This is a genomic window from Streptomyces sp. R41 (genome assembly GCF_041053055.1).
Classification (GTDB): domain Bacteria; phylum Actinomycetota; class Actinomycetes; order Streptomycetales; family Streptomycetaceae; genus Streptomyces.
Window position 1 is genome coordinate 9,992,485 of sequence record NZ_CP163443.1, and the last position, 18,708, is coordinate 10,011,192.

The following is an 18,708-nucleotide window of genomic DNA, read 5'->3' on the forward strand; positions in this document are numbered from 1 at the left end:
GTGACAGTCAGTCATCGCACAAGCCGGTACACGCAGACGCGCGGAGGGGTTCACATGATCAACAGGCGTAGTTTCAGCAAGGCTCTGGGGCTGGGCACGGGCGCGGCCGCCGTTTCACTGAGCGGCCTGCAGGCCGCGTCCGCCGTCCCCCGGAGCGCATCCGCGGCGTCGACCGTTCCCATGGTCACCCCCGGCGCGCACACCACGTTTGCGCAGCTGAAGCAGATCAGGGCCGGCCTGCTGAACGTCGGTTACGCCGAACTCGGCCCCGCCCACGGCCCCGCGGTCATCTGCCTGCATGGATGGCCGTACGACATCCACAGCTACGTCGACGTCGCCCCGTTGCTGGCCGAAGAGGGCTACCGGGTGATCGTCCCGTATCTGCGCGGCCACGGCGCGACGCGCTTCCTCTCCGACCGGACGATCCGCAATGCCCAGCAGTCGGCCATCGCCCTCGACATCATCGCCCTGATGGACGCCCTGAAGATCGAGAGGGCCGTGCTGGCCGGCTTCGACTGGGGCTCGCGCACCGCCGACATCATCGCCGCACTCTGGCCCGAACGCTGCAAGGCCCTCGTGTCGGTGAGCGGCTACCTCGTCACCAACCGCGCGGCCAACCTGAAGCCGCTGGCCCCCAAGGCCGAACATACCTGGTGGTACCAGTACTACTTCGCCACCGAGCGAGGCCGGCTCGCCATGGAGGACAAGACCCTGCGCCACGACCTGACCAGGCTCGTCTGGGACACCGTGTCCCCGACGTGGGACTTCGACGACGCCACGTTCGAGCGCACCGCGGCAGCCTTCGACAACCCCGACTACGCGGCCGTCGTCATCCACAACTACCGCTGGCGGCTGAGTCTCGCCGACGGGGAGCGCCGCTACGACGGCCTCGAGAAGCGGCTCGCCACGCGACCGGTCATCGAGGTGCCCACCATCACCCTCGACCCCGAGCGGGATCCCTTCACCGCTCCGGGCGACGGAGCCTCGTACCGGGACAGGTTCACGGGAAAGTACGAGCACCGCACTCTTACGGGCATCGGCCACAACCTGCCGCAGGAGGCACCCACCGCCTTCGCCCAGGCCGTCATCGACGTGGACCGGTTCTGACCCCTCGGGGGCTCTCAGTCGCCTTCTTGGCAGGTGACTGACCCGTTCCATCAAAGTCCAAACGGAGTGCGACCATGGAAAGCCAGAACACCGCGGACGGCGCTGCGGACCGCAGTCACCTGTCAGAATGGTGACGTGAAACTCGACCATGTCTTCGTTTGCGGAGACCCGGCGCTGGACTTCGCCGCCACGCTCCGAGCACGCCGTACGGTGCGCTTCGAGATGTTCGCAGCGCCCGACAGTCTGAACGCTTGGTACGTGGAGTCCGGCATCGTCGATGCGGTCTCCCCCAGTCAGGAAGCCGACGTCGAGCAGGCGACGACCGTACGGGAAGCCATCTACCAACTGGTCACCGCCCGTCGGCTCGGGGAGGAGTGCGACGGGGCGGCGCTGACCGTGGTCAACAACGCGGCACGCAAGCCGCCCGCGGTGCCGCAGCTGACTCCGTCGGGGCGATGGACGCAGGCGACGCCGGAAGAAGCCCTTTCCCTGGTGACGCGCCATGCCATCGAGCTCCTGAGCGGGCCGGACGTACCCCTGCTCAAGGAGTGCGGCAACCCGGAGTGCACGCGCACCTACATCGACCGCTCGCGGGGCATGCGCCGGCAGTGGTGCGGGATGGAGTCATGCGGCAACAAGATCAAGGCAGCCGCGTACCGGGCCCGCAAAAAGACCGCGCCCGCGGCGGCCCACTGACCGCGAGACCGTCAGGTCCGTACCGGCCTATGTGCCGTCGGCACACTCGCCGTCGCGCGCAGATGCTCGATCCCGGTGTCGAGCGCCGCCTTGAGGTGGGTCGAGTCGCCCGTGGACATCATGATGGTCACGCCTCCCTGGATGCCCGCCAGCAGTGCGGCGGCCGTCCGGTCCACATCGAGGGCCGGCGACACCAGCCCGTTTGTCTGAAGGGCGCGCATACCGCGGGCGAGTTGCTCCTGCCATTGACGCATCAGCTCCGTCACGATCGCCCGTGCACCGGGCCGGGACCGCCCGACCTGCAGGAACAGTGCCCCCAACGGGCAGTTGTCGCCCTGGATTTCATAGCGCTCCACCACAACATCCCGCCACTGCTGCCAGGACTCCCACGAGTCCAGCCGCCCCAGATGCGGCTGCTGGTCCTCCAGGACACGGTCCGCCTCGAACTGGGCCACCGCCAGCAGCAGTTCGTCCTTGCCGTCGGGGAAGTAGTGGAAGAGCTGGCTCTTGCTCGTGCCGGTGCGGCTGCGGATGTCGTCGAGTGTCGTGAAGGCGACACCCTGCTCGCGCAGCACCTCGGCCGCCCCCTCGACGATGCGGGCTCGTGTGGCGCGGCCCTTCGCGGTCGGCGCGTTCGGCATCCGGCCTCCTCTCCTCCTCCGCCTCGGCGGACTTTCATTCTGGACTTGCGGGTCCATTTTCCACGACGCACAGTTGTCCGCACACTGCGAGACAAGGGAGATCGCGTCATGGGTGAACGACTGCGGAACAAGACGGCGCTGGTCACGGGGTCGACCAGCAATATCGGGCAGGCGATCGCCGAAGCGTTCGCCGCCGAGGGGGCACACGTCATCGTGTCCGGGCGCAACCGGGAACGAGGGGCACAGGTCGTCGAAGGGATCCGTGCATCCGGCGGCCGGGCCGATTTCCTGGCGGCGGACCTCGACGGCAGCGTGGAGGCTTCCCGAGACCTGGCCCATCGGGCCCGTGAGACCTTGGGCGGGCGGATCGACATCCTGGTGAACAACGCCGGCATCTACCCGGCCCCCGGCACCACCGACACCGACGAGAAGACGTTCGACAAGGTCTACGGAGTGAACGTGAAGGCGCCGTTCTTCCTCACTGCTGCCGTCGTCCCGGTCATGACGGAGTCCGGTGGCGGGGCGATCGTCAACCTCGGCTCGTGGATCGCGCGCCTGGGCGTTCCTCTCGGCGCGCTCTACAGCTCCACCAAGGGAGCCATGGAGACGCTCACGCGGGCATGGGCCGCGGAGTTCGGCCCGATGGGCGTGCGAGTGAACGCCGTCTCGCCCGGCGTGATCCTGCCCCCCGCTCCGGAAGGCGGCGAGCCCCATCCGGGCGAGATCATGATGAAGGGCACCCCGGCCGGCGACGTCGGCACGCCGGACGCCATCGCGCATGCCGTGGTCTGGCTGGCCAGTGACGAAGCGGCCTTCGTGCACGGAACCGTGGTGGACGTCGACGGGGGCAGGACAGGGGTCGCCGTCATCGCCGCGTAGCGTGCGGATCCGGAGCCTTCCCGTCTCTGCCGCGCTTGCCGTCGGCGGCTCACGCCAGGCGTGTCATCTGTCGGACACCCCCGTGTTGGCCCCCCAGCTTGGGAAGCTCGGATGATCCAGAGGCGGGAGCCTTGCTGATCTGCGGCGGAACGGTGCTGGCGTCCGATGGCCGCGGACTGCGTTCCCCGGTATCCCAAGGGATCCCTTGGGATACCGGGGTGGGACCGTGCGCTGGCGCCGACCACTGCTGTCAGGTCACCAGCCGCAGCACGTCCGTCAGGCCGCGCTCGCCGGTGCGGTGTTCCGCCGGCAGGATGTAGGTGCGCAGGCCGCAGGCGGTCGCGCCGCCGTCGCGGACCGGGTTGTCGCCGACCATGAGGGTGGCGCGAGGGTCGGTGCCGAGGTCGGCGCAGGCTTTGAGGAAGAGCTGCGGGTCGGGCTTTTCGCGGCCCTGCTCGTAGGAGATGACGCAGGTGTCGATCAAAGCGTCCAGCCCGTGGTGGGCGAGGTGGGTGCGCAGGTCCCAGGCGAAGTCGCTGACGATGGCGATGCTCAGTCCGCGTTCGCGCAGGGCGCGCAGGACGGGTTCGGTGTCGGGATAGGGGACCCAGGCGTCCGGGGCGGTGAGTTCCCGGTAGGCGGCCTCCTCCGCGCCGCGCAGGAAGTCCACCTGCTCCCACCAGCCCCGCATGGCGCGGCGGTGCTGGTCGGAAGTGAGGTCCCGGCCTTCTTGGAGGGCGACGACGGAGGGCAGCCGGAAGGCCGCGCGCAACTGGTCGCAGATCTCGGCCACCGCGCCGGGCTCTTCCAACACGGCGAGGCGGCCGCACGCGGCGCCCACCCGGTGCAGCCACGTCTCCAGGTCGATCATCTGGAAGATGGTGTTGCTGAAGTCGAACAGCACGGCCTGGACCGGGGGCACGGGCGCGGCCATCTCGGCGTCGCTGGGGTGGAAGGCGCTCGGTGTTTCGAACAGGGTATGGATCACAGGGAGGGCTCTTCGGGTTCGACCGTCTCGACGGGGACTCCGAGTTCGCGTATGGCCGCGAGTTCCGCCTCGGGGGTGCCGGTGTCGGTGATGACGGCGTGGTAGTCGGCCACGGTGCCGTACGCGTACGTGGCGGCGCCGAACTTGGAGTGGTCCGCGAGGAGCAGCGCCTGTTCGGCGGAGGCGAGCATGGCCAGCTTCACCTCGACGTAGTCGTTCAGGGGGTGGAAGAGACGGCCCTCCAGGACGGCGGTGGCGGACATCAGGGCGACGTCGGCCCGTATCCGGGACAGAGCGCGCGTGACGGTGGGACCGGTGCAGGAGTTGAAGTCGCCGCCGTAGTGGCCGCCCAGCAGGGTGACGCTCACGCCGGGCGCGGACCCGAGACGCTGCGCGAGGCCGACGGAGTTGGTGACGACGTGGAGCTGGTCCAGCCGGGCCAGCGCGGGCACCAGGGGGAACAGGGTGGTCGAGTCGTCCATCAGCACCGTGCTGCCCGGCCTGATCCGCTCGGCGACGGCGGCGCACAGCGCGTTCTTGGCCGCGAGTGCGCTGTTCTCACGGAAGCGGGTGGCCGTCTCCATGGTGAGGGCTGGGAAGGCGACGGCCCGTCCACGCTCCTTGCGCAGCAGATGCCGCCCGGCGAGGTCGTCCAGGTCCCGGTGCATGGTCATCAGACTGACGTCGAAGTGCTGGGCGAGGTCGTCGATGCGGGTCTCGCCGTGTTCGGCGACGTACCGCAGCACGGCCTGGCGCCGCTCCTCGACGGCGGCCTGTGACAGTCGCGTACGGGCGGTCACAGCGCCCCTCCTTCCCGGTTGCTCCGGTCTCGCAGTTTCGCACACGGGCCGGTGGGGTCCGGGGCCCGTCCGGCCCCCGGACCTCGGGTCTGCCGTGCGGCGACGGCTGCGGCGTACGACGTACATACCTGTGCGGCCGCGGGCCTATTGACCGTCAACCGTGACCAGCACCTTGACCTGCTCGGGGTCGACGGATGCGGCGAAAGCCTTGGCGGCGTCCTCCAGCGGATAGGTGGCGGTGACGATCTCGGCGGTGTCGACGGCACCCGAGGCGATCAGGGACATCGCGTTGCGGTAGTCCTCGCCGGTGTACATCAGGGTGCCCTCGATACGGATCTCCCGGTCCTGGACCAGGTCCAGACGGATCGGGGTGGGGCCGGCGGCGCCCACACCCACCACCACGATGCGGCCGCCCTTGGCCACCAGCTCGGTGGCCTGGGCCATGGACTGCTCCCGCGACACGCAGTCGAAGACGACGTCGACCGGACCGCCGAGCGCCGCGTGGGCCTGCTCGACCAGGTCGGGGGCGTCGGCGGGCAGGGCCATGTCGGCGCCGAGGCGCAGCGCCCTCTGCCGCTTGCCGTCCAGCAGGTCGGTGACGGCGATCCGGGCGGCGCCCGCGTGCCGGGCGGCGAGGAGGGTGAGCAGGCCGATGGGGCCGGCGCCGAATACCGCGACCGTGCGGCCGGTGAGATCACCGGCCTTCGCCACGGCGTGCACCGGGGTGGCCAGGGGCTCGACGAGGGCGGCCTCGATGTCGGTCATGCCGTCGGGGACGCGGTGGACGCGGTCGGCCGGGATGGTGAACAGGTCGGTCATGGCGCCGGGCGTCTGGCAGCCGAAGACCTTCAGCTCCTGGCAGATGTTGTAGCGGCCGGAGCGGCACTGGGGGCACCGGCCGCAGTACAGGTTGGGTTCGATGATCACCCGGTCGCCGGGCGCGAAATCCTCGGCTCCCCTCCCTGGCGCGGCGACGACACCCACCGCCTCGTGACCCGGGCGGTAAGGGAGGTCTATGAAGGGATGGTGGCCGGCCGCCGCATGGGTGTCGGAGCCGCACACCCCGACGACCGTGGTGCGGACGAGGAGTTCGTCGTCCTCGGGAACGGGTGCGGGCACCTGCTCGATGGTGATGTCGTCGAGAGAGCGGACGAGAACGCGGCGAATCTGCTCGGTCATGGTGGCGGAGTTCCGTTCGGTTCGGGCGTTCACGCGGTGGCGAGGCCGGGCTGGATCTGGATCTTGCGGCCGAGGCCCGCCTGGAAGCGGGCGATCGCGTCCGGGAACGCCGCCAGGGGGAGGCGGTCGCTGATGAAGACGTCCGGGTCGATGACGCCGGTGGCGAAGAGGTCCGCGGCGCGTTCGAAGCTGTGCAGGACGGCCATGGAGCCGGTGATCGTGATCTCCTGGTTGTAGATCTTGTACGGCTCGACGGTCGCGCGGGCGGCGGGGGAGGCGGCCGGGAACTGCAGGTACGTACCGCCCTTGCCGACCCGGCCGAGGGCGTCCTGGATGGCCTGGGCGTTGCCGGTGGCGTCGACGACCAGATCCCAGCCGTAGGGCGGTCGGTCGAGCTCGTCGGCGGACGTGGCACCGGCGGAGCAACCCAACTGCCGTGCCGTGGCCAGGCGTTCGGCGTTGATGTCGACGACGTCGACGCTCGCGGCGCCGGTGGCCTTGGCGAGCTGAAGCATCATCAGCCCCATGGTTCCGGTGCCGTAGACGAGCACGCGGGAGGCGAGACGGCTGCGCAGGACGTCGTAGCCGCGTACCGCACAGGACAGCGGTTCGATCAGGGCCGCGTCCTCGGTGCGTACGCCGTCGGGGAGCAGCACGCAGTTGGCGACCGGCGCGGCCACGAACTCGGCGGCGGCGCCGGGGTGGGTGACGCCGATGGCCGCGTACCGCTCGCACAGGTTGTTACGGCCGAGGCGGCAGTAGTGGCACTCGGAGCAGTACAGGTTCGGGTCGACCGCGACGCGGGCGCCCACCGTCACCTCGGTCACCCGGGAGCCGACGGCGACGACTTCCCCGGCGAACTCGTGGCCGGGGACGATCGGCAGGCTGGGCGCGTGCTCGCCCTGCAGGATGTGCAGGTCGGTACCGCACAGCCCGCACGCGGTCACCTGGACGACGACCTCGCGGGGGCCGGGGGCCGGGTCGTCGACGGTGGCGAGTTCCACCTTGGCCGGTGCCGCGATGACGGCCGCCCTCACTTCACGGCTCCCAGGGACAGGCCGCGGACGAGTTTGTCCTGGGCGGCGAATCCGGCGATGAGGACGGGCAGCGACACCAGTGTGGCCGCCGCGCACAGCCGGGCCAGGAACAGGCCCTCGTTGGTGATGAAGCCGACGAGGAAGACCGGTGCGGTGGACGCCTGTGTCGCGGTGAGGTTGACGGCGAACATGAACTCGTTCCAGCTGAAGATGAAGCAGATCAGTGAGGTGGCGGCGAGTCCGGGCATGGCGACCGGTGCGAAGACCCGCCAGAGGACGGTGAGGAGGCCCGCGCCGTCGACCTCGGCCGCCTCCAGGATTTCCTTGGGGACCTCGGCGAGGAAGGAGCGCATCATCCACACCGCGATCGGAAGGTTCATGGCGGTGTAGAGGACGATCAGCGTCCATACGTTGTCCAGCATCCCGATGTCCTTGACGATCAGATACACCGGCAGCAGGGCCGCGATGGCCGGCAGGAACTTCGTTGAGAGGAAGAAGAACATCACGTCGGTCCACTTCTCGACCGGCTTGATGGACAGCGCGTAGGCCGTCGGCACCGCCAGCAGGAGGACCAGCAGGGTCGAAATGACGCTGGCCATGGCCGAGTTGAGGAGGAAGGGGGTGATGTCCCGGCTGAACAGCAGTTTGTACTGGTCGAAGGTGAGCGGGGCGAAGGGGGTCGGCGGGTTGGTCGCCGCGTCCGCCTCCTGGTGGAAGGAGGTGAGCACCATCCACGCCACCGGCGCGAAGAACGCCAGCGTGGCCAGCCAGGCGACGAAGGTCCACAGGGGCGACAGCCGGGGCGCACCGGACGATCAGGTCGGCGAGCTGCGTGCCTGCGGGGGTGCCGACCGGGAGCGCGACAGGTGTGAACTCCCTGCCATCGGACGCCGATCGGCAGATCCTTTCGCCGGCCCGCCCGGCAGCCGGGTCGATCCGGTTATCGGGCTGGGATGCCAGCACCGGGGCAGAGGCGTCACGTTGCGAGGCCGCCGGCGGTGAGGGGGTATTGCACCGTCCGTTGTGCAGGAAGCCACCTGGCTCCACGGAGCGAACAGTCCTATCGCGACGCAGTGGGCGCCGCCGGGCTCACAGGTCGGCGAAGTTCAGGGCGACAACCGCGGGGGTGTTGCTGCTGGTATACCCGTCACGCACCGGCTGCTGGGTGCGGAAGCTGTCCGGCGTCCACCACAGCCGCTCGTCGCCGTACGCCCCCTTCCACACCATCACGACGCGTTTGTCCAGTCGCCCCAGCGCGGGGCCGTGGCTGGACCGGCCGATGGCGAGCTGCTGGGCCGACCAACCGCCGTTGCCGTAGCCGGCCCGCCAGAGCCTGTCGTCGTCGCCGGAACCCTTCCACGCCATCACCAGAACCGCGCCGTTCGAGGCCAGCGCCGGACCGTGGGTCGAACCGCCGGGAAACGCCTTCGGCGCGGTCCAGGACTGGCCGTCGTACGTGCACCAGTAGAGGTTCTGATTGCCGCCGGAACCCTTCCACGCCATGACGAGGCGGCCGTCGTGCTGGGCCAGCGCCGGCCCGTGGCTCGAGCTCGCCGTCCCGTCGCCGGCCAGCTGCTGCGGGGTCCAGCCGCCGGGCCCGAGCACGGAGTACCAGATGTGCTCGTCCTGGCCGGCCCCGCGCCACGCCATGACCACCCGCTCGCCGAGCACACCGAGTGCCGGCCGGTCTTCGGTGCGGGGCACCCCGGTCGGAAGGGACTGATCGCCCCAGACATCGCCGGTGAAGTTCGCCCCGGCGGTCCAGATCCGGTTGTCGTTGTCCGCTCCCCGCCATGCGGCGCGGATCCCGTGCCCGAGTGGCTCGACCACCGCGGCGATCCCGCGGCTGCCGGCGAACCAGCTCACCCGCCGGGCGTTGTTGAAGTCCGTGCCATGGTCGTTGCGCGCCGAGTAGATGCCCTGGTCTGAGCCGTGTCCTTTCCAGATCACGAATGCGCGGTCGTTCACGTTTCCCCCAAAACGTTGCGCCAGTGATGATCAGTGCGAATCGGACAGCAGAAGCCTGGGAATCGTAGGGCTCCGGTCCTGTCTGAGCAAGGCGTTGACGGGCATATCGACCAGCCGTTGCCGCTCGCTGGTCGACATGCCCGTCCATTTCGGGAGCGTGCCGTGTGGCTCCTCGATTCACATGACCGGTCGTCAGGCGGCTGTATGACTCAGCTCTTTTCGACCTCGCCAGGGGTGCTGACGCGGGGCACCCCTGGCTGAGCCGGGCGGAGGCGCTGTGTGCTACTCCTCGGCGGCAAGTGAAGCACGGGTCGGCTTGCCCAGTGCCCAGAAGAGCACGCCGAGGAGCATGAAGCCGACGAGCGGGACGGCCTCCGTCAGCAGGTACTTCCAGCGCTCGCCGTAACTCCAGCCGTCCGGCGCGTAGTCGGAGCCGAACCAGTGGTCGCCGAGTCCGGGGGCGACCAGCTGCACGCTGGCGAACAGGACGAGCAGGGTGAGCACCACGCTGATGGTGCGGGGGAAGGGCGCCTTGTACGGGCGGGGGACGTCCGGGGCCTTGCGGCGCAGTACGGCGAGGGCCGGGAAGATGCCCAGGTAGCTGACGAGGGTGGTGGAGACGGCTAGGCCGAGGACGGCGCCGAAGAGCTTGGCGGCACTGCCGTCGGTCAGTTCGTGGGCCAGCACCAGGACGACGGTGGAGACCACGCCGCTGAGGATGTTGACCCGTACCGGGGTGCCGAACCGACTGGAGATGACGCCGAGGAACCGGGGCGCGGCGCCGTCATAGCCGGAGACGGCGAGGGCGCGGTCGGAGCCCATGACCCAAGTGACGCCGGAGGACAGCACCGTGAGGATGAACATGATCGCGGCGAGGTCCCCGAGCAGGCTGCCCGCGCCGCTGAGCGTGGCGGTGCCGTCGGCGGCGACGTGGCCGCCGTACACGGTGAAGACCTGCCGGATCGCGTCGATGAATCCGCCGAGGCCGGTAATGGCCTTGACTGGCAGGACGAGCAGGATGCCGAGGATCGGCAGCGCGTACAGCAGAACGGCGAGGAAGGCGCTGCGGAAGATGGCGAAGGGCACGTCCTTCTGGGCGTCGGTCATCTCGTCGCCCGCGGTGTTGGGCAGCTCGAAACCGACATAGTTGAACATCAGGACGGGAACCAGGCCGACGAATCCCACGTACGTCGGGGAGAAGTCGCCGATCCCGAATCCGTGCAGGCCGTGCTTGATGCCGTACACCACGACGGTGACGGTGAAGAGGCCGAGGAGGACGAAACGGCTCCAGGCGCCCACGGTGGGAATCCACTTGCCGACGTCGAAGGAGAGGATCGCGGCGAGCACGCCCACCCAGACGAACACGAGGGTGAAGGCGTAGAAGGCCGGGGTGCACAGGTCCTTACCGTCGTTGAAGAAGGTGGTGTAGGCCGTGACGGCGGAGACGGAGAGCGTGCCGCCGAGCCACACCGGATTGGTGATCCAGTACAGGAAGTTGTTGACGGCACCGGTGAGGCGCCCGAAGGCCCGGCTGGTCCAGATGTAGGGACCGCCCTCGTCGGAGAACGCGGCCCCGAGTTCGGCGGTCAGCAGCGCGGAGGGCACGAAGAACACGACGGCCAGCACGATGAGCCAGGTGAACGCCTCGGCACCGGACGAGGCCACGGTGCCGATGGTGTCCACGCCGACGATGGTGCAGAGGAGGAAGAAAAGGATGTCGAAGCGGCCGAAGTGCTTGCGCAGCTTCTGTCGCTCCGTCTGGGCTGCTGCCGACGTGTCTGCCGGCTCGTAAGTTATTTGGTCAGCGGCCACCGGGAGCTCCTGCGTGCTCGTGGTACGGGCGGGATCCGGCCAATGATCGCCGCCGCCGCAAAAGCCCACAAGCGTTCGTGTACAAGTCTTGACCATCGCTTCTTCGCCCGAATGCAACGGAAACCGCACCGAAACATGGGAGTGACAGCAGCAACCGTTGCCCAGGGCTGCTGTTACCCCTGATTCCGTTTTATGAGAGTGGCAGCGCGAGTCGCTCCGGGACGTCTCAGGACCGGGAGACGGCAAGTGACAGCCGCCGAGCCACGGCAGGATCGCCTTGTGCGGCCGTCGGCGCGTCAGGTGATGCTGGGGTCCCCGATCCGACCACTCGTCGTGCTGATGCGGAGATGGCGAAGACCGGCCGGTTGGGCCCGTGGGGGGGGCAAACGTCGGCGCAGGGGAGCGGATCTCCCGTCTGTATCGCTCCTCACGCCGCGCACTGACGTCCTGCCCGTCGCTCATAGGATCTAATGGGGCTGCCGCGCGCGGGGCAAACACATACCGGTGGTCACCGGTCGACGGCTCCGCAACGAATCCGCGCGGCTCCCGACTCCGGATGGTTGTGCATGCCTGACTCTCCTTACCGCGATCCCGCGCGTCCCGTACAGAACGCATCAGGCTCGCCGGCTGTGCCGCAGTACAGTGATCTGTTTCTCCAGCCGCGCTACACCGTCGACCTGTCGCCCCTGGAAGACGAGGAAGACACGTTCTCTCCGCCTCCGCCCGCACAACGGCGGCGCGGCACAACCCGAAGCCGTTGACTGCCGCCTGTCCTGCCCCGCCAAGCCCGGCGATCTCCCGTACCGGCTGCGCCATCCGGGGGCTGCCGTAGACGGTGACGCCCGGCGCCGACTGTCTGACGGCGTCAGCGGGGCAGGGTCTGGGTGATGCGCCACAGGCGACGGGGCAGGTCACCTTCCTCGAACGCGTGGACCTCTTCCAAGCTCCAGCCGTCGGCGAGGGCCTCGACCAGATCGCGAGGGAAGAAGTGCACGGCAAAGCCGCCGTGTTCGTAGATGTCGTCGCCATGGGAGGTTCCGGCGCCGTAGTGGGCGTCTCCGGTATGGCGGACGGTGTAGACGAAAACGCCGCCCGGCCGCAGAACTCGGCGGATCTCGCCGACCGCAGCATGGATCTCCCCGGTGGACAGCGCCATGCACAGCAGCATGTGCGCGAAGACCGCGTCCACCGAGTCGTCGGGCAGCGGCAGGGGCTCACGCACGTCGTGCACCACGGTGGTGACCCGCCCGGCGACGCCCTGGTCCCGGGCGGAGCCGCGCAGCTGCTCCAGGCCGACCGGGCTGAAGTCGGTGGCCCGGACGGTGAAGCCCTCGCGTGCGAAGTACAGGGCGTCGCGGCCGTGGCCGGCGCCCAGCTCCAGCACATCGGTTGCCCCGACCGCTCGGAAGACGGCGGCGGCGTGGACCGCGGGGGCGGAGGGTTGCTCGCCGTACATGCCCGGGTGGGCGGTATACGTCTGCTGCCAGTGCGCCCGCTGGGCCTCGCCCAACTCCTGCCCGTCGTCCGCCACGGTTGTCCGCCTCTCGGTTCTCTGCGCAGGTCAGCCTTGGAGGGCATCTGATCTACGTAGTTGGTGCTTTGGGATGTTCTTGCAAGCCGCATCTGATCATGGACACCCTCGGCCTGGTCCTGGCCGTCATTGACACGGCCGCATCGGTTCACGACTCGACAGGCGGTAGGCAGTTGCCGACCGAGCCGACGGCGGCCCGTCCGCCTGTGACGAAGGTCTGGGCCGACGGGGGTTATCAGGGGCGTGTGTCCAACCACGGTGCCGCGTTGGGGATCTGGCTGGAGGTCGTCAAGCGGCCCTCGGCCACCCGCCGCTGAACTGCTGGGCGAGTTGGGGGAGATGCCGTCGGCGCGTTGACGCCGTGAGTATCGGTGGCCCGTTGTGTTCCCCGCTCGCGGCCACTTGGCGGGGAGCCATCTGGCCGTGAATGTGCACAGTGAGTGATTCGTGTGGCAAGAGTCCTGAGGGCTGCTCCTCGGTGACGGCCAGGGTCATGATGGTGGTCATGACGTTGGCGACGGGGTTCACGAAGTTGTTCGGTGTGCGGCATCCGATCGCGCTGGCGCCGATGGGGGGTTCGGCCGGTGGCGAGCTGGCGGCGGCTGTCTCGCGCGGCGGCGGGCTAGGGCTGCTGGGTGCCGGGAATGGGGATCCGGACTGGCTGGCCCGTGAGCTTCCCATCGTGAGCCGGGGCACCGGGCCTTGGGGTGTCGGTTTCCAGACCTGGGCGATCGACGCGGGCGTGGTGGAGCGGGTGCTGGAGCACAGTCCGCGGGCGGTGATGTTGTCGTTCGGGGATCCGAGCCCGTTCGCCGAGCGCATCCGCCAGGCAGGTGCGGCGCTGATCGTTCAGGTCACCGACCTGGAGGAAGCGCGGCAGGCGGTGGACCTGGGCGCCGACGTCATCGTGGCGCAGGGCACTGAAAGCGGTGGCCATGGAGCCCGGCATGGACGCTCGACCTTGCCGTTCGTGCCGCTGGTGGTGGACCTGGCGGCACCCGTGCCGGTGCTGGCGGCCGGCGGGATCGCCGACGGCCGCGGTGTGGCCGCGGCCCTGGCCCTGGGGGCCGCGGGCGCGGTCATCGGAACCCGCTTCCAGGCCACGGCAGAGGCCCTGGTCCATCCGTCGATCGCCACCGCGCTCGTCGAGGGACGCGGACAGGACACCGAGCGCAACCGCGTCCTGGACATCGCCCGCAGCTCCCAGTGGCCCTCGCGGTACACCGCTCGCACCCTGGGCCATCGCTACCTTGACCAATGGCGCGGCCGGGAAGCGGAACTCGCCGCCGATCGCCAGGCGCAACGGGCATATCAAGAAGATGTGGCACGGGGAGAGGTGCCCCCGCTGCCGGTCTGGGCCGGCGAGGCGGTCGACCTCATCACCGACCTGCCCCCCGCCGCCGATCTCGTCGTCGCCCTGGCCGCCCAGGCCGAGGACGCCCTGAAGCGAGCGGGAAGACACTGACCGAAACGCCCGCCAGGCTCGGGCACGGCCGGTCCCCACCGCCCACGGGCCATCCGGCAGTTGGTGGAGCTGTCCCCGCACATGCGTCCGGAGTCGGAATTTCGAGAGCCGTTCGAGCTGTTGGTGGCCACCGAATGGGTGGCGTCCGGCAGCGTAGTGCGCCAGTCCGCCGCCATGTATCGTCCGGATTCATGGGTGACCTGGCAGGGCGCTGGCGGGAGTTGAACAAGGCGTACTGGGACGAGCGGGTGCCCATTCATCTGAGCGGGGCCTTCTACGACATGGAGGGGTTCCGCGCCCGGCCCGATTCGCTGAAGGACTTCGAGACGGCCGAGGTGGGGGATGTCAGGGGCAAGCGCCTGATCCATCTGCAGTGCCACTTCGGTCGGGACACGCTGTCGTGGGCGGCACGGGGAGCACAGGTCACCGGGCTGGACTTCTCTCCACCCGCGATCGAAGCGGCTTCACTACTTGCGACCGAACTCGGCATCGACGCACGCTTTCTGACCGCGGACGTCTACGACGCGGTCTCGGTGGTCGAGGGGGAGACCTTCGACATTGTCTACGCCAGCTTCGGGGCGCTGAACTGGCTTCCGGACATCAGCCGCTGGGCGTCGGTGGTCGCTGAACTACTCGCTCCCGCTGGGTGCCTGTACCTCGCGGAGTTCCATCCCTTCAGCTTCGTCCTCGACGACGAGACCGGAAGCACGGTCACGCACGACTACTTCGATGAAGGTCCGGAGGTCTCGGGAGGCCCTGGCACCTACGCCGACGAGTCGGCCATGACCGAGCACGACGAGACCGTCGAGTGGCGGCACAGTCTGTCGACCGTCGTCTCGGCGATCGCCGGAGCTGGGCTACGGATCCGGTTCCTCCACGAGCACGACCACACCTTCTACCTCCAACGCCAGTCGCTTGAGCGCCACGACGGCGACATCTACCGGCATCCTGAGGGCGCTCCGCGCATCCCTCTCACCTATTCGATCCGCGCCGAGAAGGCTTGAACCACTCGATCCAGCGCGGACCGGATATGCGGGGCCGTGCTCGGACAGATGTGAAGCCCCTGGTAGGACAGGTCTCTCCCACAAGATCGTCTGCTGAGCCAGAGGCCTCACTTCGGTCACCTGTGCTGCCACGCTCGGCGTCCCACGCCACGTGTATGACGCACGTGATACTCGACGGCACGCTGATCGAGTCCGGCCGCCTCGCCGGGGTCCGCGGCAACGGCGACGACCTGTGGTCGTCCATAGGCCATGGACTTCACGGACAGCGACGGGATCTCCTGGAGACGCAATCCGGCTGAGCTGCTTCGGATCGAGCGGCATCCGGGCCAACTGGCGTCCACGCGCTACACCATCCGGTGGCTTATGACCGCCGCAGCGTTATGCATGTAAACCGATTTCCTATTCATTCCACTATCCAGCTCTTGGTGCTGACCAACCGTCACGATCCCTGAACCAAGTCGAGGAGAGTGGAGAAATTGACGACATCGCCGCGATGGCGATCTGTTCTGGCGTCAGCCGCCGTGGCTGCTGCCGCGCTCGCTGCAGCCCCGCTGGCGAACGCGGGGACCGCCTACGCTCAGGACCACACCACTCCGCACCCGCCGTATCCGGAGAAGCTTGCTCACCCGGCGTATCCGGAGAAGCCCGCCTACCCGATGAAGCCTGCGTATCCGGAGAAGCCCGCGTATCCGGCGAGGCCGGAGAAGCCTGCCTATCCGGAGAAGCCCGCGTATCCGGCGTATCCGGAGAGGCCCGCTTACCCTCAGAAGCCCGCGTATCCGGCGAGGCCGGAGAAGCCTGCCTACCCGGAGAAGCCCGCGTATCCGGCGTATCCGGAGAGGCCCGCTTACCCGGAGAAGCCCGCCTACCCGGCGAGGCCGGAGAAGCCTGCCTATCCGGAAAAGCCCGCGTATCCGGCGTATCCGGAGAAGCCTGCCTATCCGGAGAAGCCTGCGTATCCGGCGAGGCCGGAGAAGCCTGCTTACCCGGAGAAGCCCGCGTATCCGGCGTATCCGGAGAGGCCTGCTTACCCGGAGAAGCCTGCGTATCCGGCGAGGCCGGAGAAGCCTGCTTACCCGGAGAAGCCCGCGTATCCGGCGTATCCGGAGAGGCCTGCTTACCCGGAGAAGCCTGCGTATCCGGCGAGGCCGGAGAAGCCCGCTTACCCGGAGAAGCCTGCCTACCCGGCGTATCCGGAGAAGCCTGCTTACCCGGAGAAGCCCGCGTATCCGGCGAGGCCGGAGAAGCCTGCCTATCCGGAGAAGCCCGCGTATCCGGCGTATCCGGCGAAGCCTGCCTACCCGGAGAAGCCCGCGTACCCGGCGAGGCCGGAGAAGCCTGCTTACCCGGAGAAGCCCGCGTATCCGGCGTATCCGGAGAAGCCTGCCTACCCGGAGAAGCCCGCGTACCCGGCGAGGCCGGAGAAGCCTGCCTATCCGGAGAAGCCCGCGTATCCGGCGTATCCGGAGAAGCCCGCCTACCCGGAGAAGCCTGCCTACCCGGCGAGGCCGGAGAAGCCTGCTTACCCGGAGAAGCCCGCGTATCCGGCGTATCCGGAGAAGCCCGCCTACCCCGAGAAGCCGTCGAAACCGCACCATCCGCACGAAGAGAAGCCGGAGCACGGGCACGGCTGGTAGCACTCGCGAACACCGGTGACAACGAAAAGGAGAAGCTGATCCTGGGTGGTGTGGCCGTCGGCGGTCTCGGCGAGAAGTGCGGCGAAGGCCAGGTCTGGTCCCTGCGCGGCACGGCCACCGGCCCGACGACGGGTGGACTCTCCTTCGGCCCGGCGGCTACCGGGATCTCACGATGGGCAGCCCGCGGTACGGCTCGGACCTCAACAGCCGAGGTCGGCCGACGCTTCCGTGGCCGCCGCCGGGAAACCCGGGAAACCCCCGGAGGGTCCCCGGGCGGGCCCTGACGGTCCCTTGGGGGATGTCACAGGTCGGTGGTGTGCCGGGCCCGAACACCGGGCCCGGCACACCACTGTCCGGGACCAGGTACGGTCGATGACGTGGCTGGATTCAGGATCGGACGCGGGGACCGGGACGACCGCGCCCCGCAAGCACAGCAGGCGCCCCAGGGACCGTCGTACGGGCAGCCCGGTCAGTCAGACCCTGTTCGACAAGCGTGACGAAGCGTTCGAGACGCACATAGCCCGGGTCTTCATCCAGCGACGCCAGGCTCCATGTGATCGAGTCCGCCAGCTCCTTGATAGCGGGCCACTTGGCCGGGTCAACACTCTGACGGAACGCGAACTCCGCGTAGAAGCGGTCGCAGACACTTCGGTACTCGGCTTCCGGCAACTCGGTTACAGACTCGCTCTTCACACGCGGAGACTACTGAGCGAGCCCAACATGACCCCGTGGAGGTGCATCTCTCGCGAGATCGCTGACAGAACCTTGAAAATCCCCACCTCCTTCCCAGGGCCGTGGTCGATGTACGTCCTCAACGCCCGCTGGACGCAGATGTAACTGCCCGTTGCCGGCGACGCGCTGCATGTGGCCGGAGGCGCCGCCTCCGTCCCGGAACTCCAGCCTGCTCCTCACGACCGCCGCCTGCTGTGGGGGTGGTTACGGATCTCGATGTTGCAGTCGGTAGCCTTCGAGTAGTCCCTGGGGGTCACGGCGGCGCTTTGCCGGGCAGCGCCGCGCACACGTCGGCAGGAAGTCGAGGGCCACCACCCGGACCGAGCGACGCGTCGAGCAAGACCGGATCAGTGAGCCGCCCGGAACCGCCCGGAGCCGTCCCTGAGGACCGGGCCGAGGGCCCTGTTCTCCGGGCCGCTCAGCCTGTTCGCGCTTGTCCGACCGGTGTGGCCGGGGGGTCACACCCGGGCGATGAGGTCGTACCGCTCGTCGCGCACCGCGTCGCCCAGCAGGAGCACAGTGTGACCCTGTGCAGCGTCACGAGGCAGTACGAAAGGCACTGCGCGACTGGTGCCGGCTCCTTCAGCGGTGACGTGGCCGGGCCGAACGTGCCAGCGGCCACCACGCAATGTGAGGGAGACCGCGGACAGGGGTGGCACCTCGAAATGCCAGAAGGCTGTTGCTGGTGCGGACAGGGCATGGACGAGCGAGGCCCGGACAACGGCTGGTTCGGTGATGACCAATGCGCGGCCCGTGTCAGACGGCACACTGCTCAGCCACTCGGCGGTCCGACGGCAGAGCCGGCGTACGGACTCGCCTCCGGGCGGCGCGGCATCCGGGTCGGTAAGCCAGGCCGCGTACCTATAGGGGTCGTCCGCGGCGACTTCGCCGAGCGTGCGGCCGCGCCACACGCCGTAGTCGAAGTCGCGCAGTGCGGGCTCGAGCGTGGTCTCCAGGCCGAGAGCACCTGCGGTCTGCGCGCAGCGGGTCGACGGTGCGCGGATGGCCAGCGAGTACGGGGGGAGCGTTGCGCGGGCGGTACGTGCCTCACGCAGGCCGCGCTCGCTGAGGAGACCGTCACCGAAGACCGCATCCCTGGTGGTGTCCCCGGCTGGCGTGCACATGAATGTCAGGCTGACTGACATCGGCTTGCCTCCTTCCTGGCCCGGCATGACGCCGGATGGGGCGAGGCCGTCGAAACCGTGGGTGCCGTGGAATCGTCGGCGCAAGTT

The 18,708-nt window shown here is 68.9% G+C and carries 19 protein-coding genes; 8 read left to right on the forward strand and 11 right to left on the reverse strand.

The annotated features are described in order from the left end of the window. The first annotated feature begins 54 nt into the window (after positions 1 to 54). Positions 55 to 1,107 carry an alpha/beta fold hydrolase gene (locus tag AB5J53_RS45505; protein WP_369251432.1) on the forward strand — a complete coding sequence of 351 codons (1,053 nt, stop codon included), beginning with the start codon at positions 55 to 57 and terminating at the stop codon, positions 1,105 to 1,107. Between the two features lie 135 nt (positions 1,108 to 1,242). After that, on the forward strand, positions 1,243 to 1,803 hold the full coding sequence (locus AB5J53_RS45510) for an ABATE domain-containing protein (protein WP_369251433.1): 561 nt from the start codon (positions 1,243 to 1,245) through the stop codon (positions 1,801 to 1,803). Positions 1,804 to 1,814: 11 nt separating this feature from the next. Here AB5J53_RS45510 and AB5J53_RS45515 read toward each other — a convergent pair whose 3' ends face one another. Next, positions 1,815 to 2,444: a TetR/AcrR family transcriptional regulator gene (locus tag AB5J53_RS45515; RefSeq protein WP_369251434.1), complete on the reverse strand. Its 630-nt coding sequence runs from the start codon at positions 2,442 to 2,444 to the stop codon at positions 1,815 to 1,817. A gap of 108 nt (positions 2,445 to 2,552) precedes the next feature. On the opposite strand from AB5J53_RS45515, the gene AB5J53_RS45520 reads away from it, so the two are divergent. Next, a complete protein-coding gene (locus AB5J53_RS45520) occupies positions 2,553 to 3,323 on the forward strand; it encodes an SDR family NAD(P)-dependent oxidoreductase (protein ID WP_369251435.1) in 771 nt (256 codons plus the stop codon). 250 nt (positions 3,324 to 3,573) lie between these two features. Here AB5J53_RS45520 and AB5J53_RS45525 read toward each other — a convergent pair whose 3' ends face one another. The 8 genes from AB5J53_RS45525 to AB5J53_RS45560 all read right to left on the reverse strand — a co-directional run bounded on the left by AB5J53_RS45525 (position 3,574) and on the right by AB5J53_RS45560 (position 12,638). Next, positions 3,574 to 4,311, reverse strand: a complete 738-nt coding sequence (locus tag AB5J53_RS45525) for an HAD family hydrolase (RefSeq protein ID WP_369251436.1) — start codon at positions 4,309 to 4,311, stop codon at positions 3,574 to 3,576. Continuing rightward, positions 4,308 to 5,111 (reverse strand): DeoR/GlpR family DNA-binding transcription regulator, encoded by an 804-nt coding sequence (locus tag AB5J53_RS45530; protein WP_369251437.1) that lies wholly within the window; start codon positions 5,109 to 5,111, stop codon positions 4,308 to 4,310. The genes AB5J53_RS45525 and AB5J53_RS45530 overlap by 4 nt, the downstream gene beginning before the upstream one ends. A 144-nt stretch (positions 5,112 to 5,255) precedes the next feature. Further along, on the reverse strand, positions 5,256 to 6,290 hold the full coding sequence (locus tag AB5J53_RS45535) for a zinc-binding dehydrogenase (RefSeq protein WP_369251438.1): 1,035 nt from the start codon (positions 6,288 to 6,290) through the stop codon (positions 5,256 to 5,258). Between the two features lie 29 nt (positions 6,291 to 6,319). Then, positions 6,320 to 7,327, reverse strand: coding sequence for a zinc-dependent alcohol dehydrogenase family protein (locus AB5J53_RS45540; RefSeq protein ID WP_369251439.1), 1,008 nt, complete (start codon positions 7,325 to 7,327; stop codon positions 6,320 to 6,322). Further along, positions 7,324 to 8,124: a carbohydrate ABC transporter permease gene (locus tag AB5J53_RS45545; protein ID WP_369252879.1), complete on the reverse strand. Its 801-nt coding sequence runs from the start codon at positions 8,122 to 8,124 to the stop codon at positions 7,324 to 7,326. Before AB5J53_RS45545 ends, AB5J53_RS45540 begins: the two co-directional genes overlap by 4 nt. A 292-nt stretch (positions 8,125 to 8,416) precedes the next feature. Beyond that, on the reverse strand, positions 8,417 to 9,295 hold the full coding sequence (locus AB5J53_RS45550) for a hypothetical protein (RefSeq protein ID WP_369251440.1): 879 nt from the start codon (positions 9,293 to 9,295) through the stop codon (positions 8,417 to 8,419). 282 nt (positions 9,296 to 9,577) lie between these two features. Further along, entirely contained in the window at positions 9,578 to 11,107 is a 1,530-nt protein-coding gene (locus AB5J53_RS45555) for an APC family permease (protein WP_369251441.1), read from the reverse strand. A gap of 865 nt (positions 11,108 to 11,972) precedes the next feature. After that, entirely contained in the window at positions 11,973 to 12,638 is a 666-nt protein-coding gene (locus AB5J53_RS45560) for a class I SAM-dependent methyltransferase (protein WP_369251442.1), read from the reverse strand. 68 nt (positions 12,639 to 12,706) lie between these two features. Here AB5J53_RS45560 and AB5J53_RS45565 point away from each other — a divergent pair, with 68 nt between their 5' ends. The 5 genes from AB5J53_RS45565 to AB5J53_RS45585 all read left to right on the forward strand — a co-directional run bounded on the left by AB5J53_RS45565 (position 12,707) and on the right by AB5J53_RS45585 (position 16,744). After that, positions 12,707 to 12,955: a transposase gene (locus tag AB5J53_RS45565; RefSeq protein WP_369251443.1), complete on the forward strand. Its 249-nt coding sequence runs from the start codon at positions 12,707 to 12,709 to the stop codon at positions 12,953 to 12,955. A gap of 176 nt (positions 12,956 to 13,131) precedes the next feature. Next, positions 13,132 to 14,103: a nitronate monooxygenase gene (locus AB5J53_RS45570; RefSeq protein ID WP_369251444.1), complete on the forward strand. Its 972-nt coding sequence runs from the start codon at positions 13,132 to 13,134 to the stop codon at positions 14,101 to 14,103. A 191-nt stretch (positions 14,104 to 14,294) separates the two neighbouring features. Next, positions 14,295 to 15,107, forward strand: a complete 813-nt coding sequence (locus AB5J53_RS45575) for a class I SAM-dependent methyltransferase (protein ID WP_369251445.1) — start codon at positions 14,295 to 14,297, stop codon at positions 15,105 to 15,107. A 155-nt stretch (positions 15,108 to 15,262) separates the two neighbouring features. After that, positions 15,263 to 15,406: a hypothetical protein gene (locus tag AB5J53_RS45580; RefSeq protein WP_369251446.1), complete on the forward strand. Its 144-nt coding sequence runs from the start codon at positions 15,263 to 15,265 to the stop codon at positions 15,404 to 15,406. Between the two features lie 177 nt (positions 15,407 to 15,583). Beyond that, positions 15,584 to 16,744, forward strand: a complete 1,161-nt coding sequence (locus tag AB5J53_RS45585; RefSeq protein ID WP_369251447.1) for a hypothetical protein — start codon at positions 15,584 to 15,586, stop codon at positions 16,742 to 16,744. Between the two features lie 387 nt (positions 16,745 to 17,131). Here AB5J53_RS45585 and AB5J53_RS45590 read toward each other — a convergent pair whose 3' ends face one another. Together AB5J53_RS45590 and AB5J53_RS45595 are read right to left on the reverse strand one after the other, a co-directional pair. Continuing rightward, positions 17,132 to 17,437, reverse strand: coding sequence for a DUF2716 domain-containing protein (locus AB5J53_RS45590; RefSeq protein ID WP_369251448.1), 306 nt, complete (start codon positions 17,435 to 17,437; stop codon positions 17,132 to 17,134). A gap of 497 nt (positions 17,438 to 17,934) precedes the next feature. Next, positions 17,935 to 18,600, reverse strand: coding sequence for a histidine phosphatase family protein (locus AB5J53_RS45595; protein ID WP_369251449.1), 666 nt, complete (start codon positions 18,598 to 18,600; stop codon positions 17,935 to 17,937). Between the last annotated feature and the right edge of the window lie 108 nt (positions 18,601 to 18,708).

Bases quoted from the DNA above. Each gene is read 5' to 3' on its own strand.
- AB5J53_RS45595 (WP_369251449.1), bottom strand. From the start codon at position 18,600: ATGTGCACGCCAGCCGGGGACACCACCAGGGATGCGGTCTTCGGTGAC.
- AB5J53_RS45570 (WP_369251444.1), top strand. From the start codon at position 13,132: ATGATGGTGGTCATGACGTTGGCGACGGGGTTCACGAAGTTGTTCGGT.
- AB5J53_RS45515 (WP_369251434.1), bottom strand. From the start codon at position 2,444: ATGCCGAACGCGCCGACCGCGAAGGGCCGCGCCACACGAGCCCGCATC.
- AB5J53_RS45580 (WP_369251446.1), top strand. From the start codon at position 15,263: ATGACGCACGTGATACTCGACGGCACGCTGATCGAGTCCGGCCGCCTC.
- AB5J53_RS45535 (WP_369251438.1), bottom strand. From the start codon at position 6,290: ATGACCGAGCAGATTCGCCGCGTTCTCGTCCGCTCTCTCGACGACATC.
- AB5J53_RS45505 (WP_369251432.1), top strand. From the start codon at position 55: ATGATCAACAGGCGTAGTTTCAGCAAGGCTCTGGGGCTGGGCACGGGC.
- AB5J53_RS45575 (WP_369251445.1), top strand. From the start codon at position 14,295: ATGGGTGACCTGGCAGGGCGCTGGCGGGAGTTGAACAAGGCGTACTGG.
- AB5J53_RS45520 (WP_369251435.1), top strand. From the start codon at position 2,553: ATGGGTGAACGACTGCGGAACAAGACGGCGCTGGTCACGGGGTCGACC.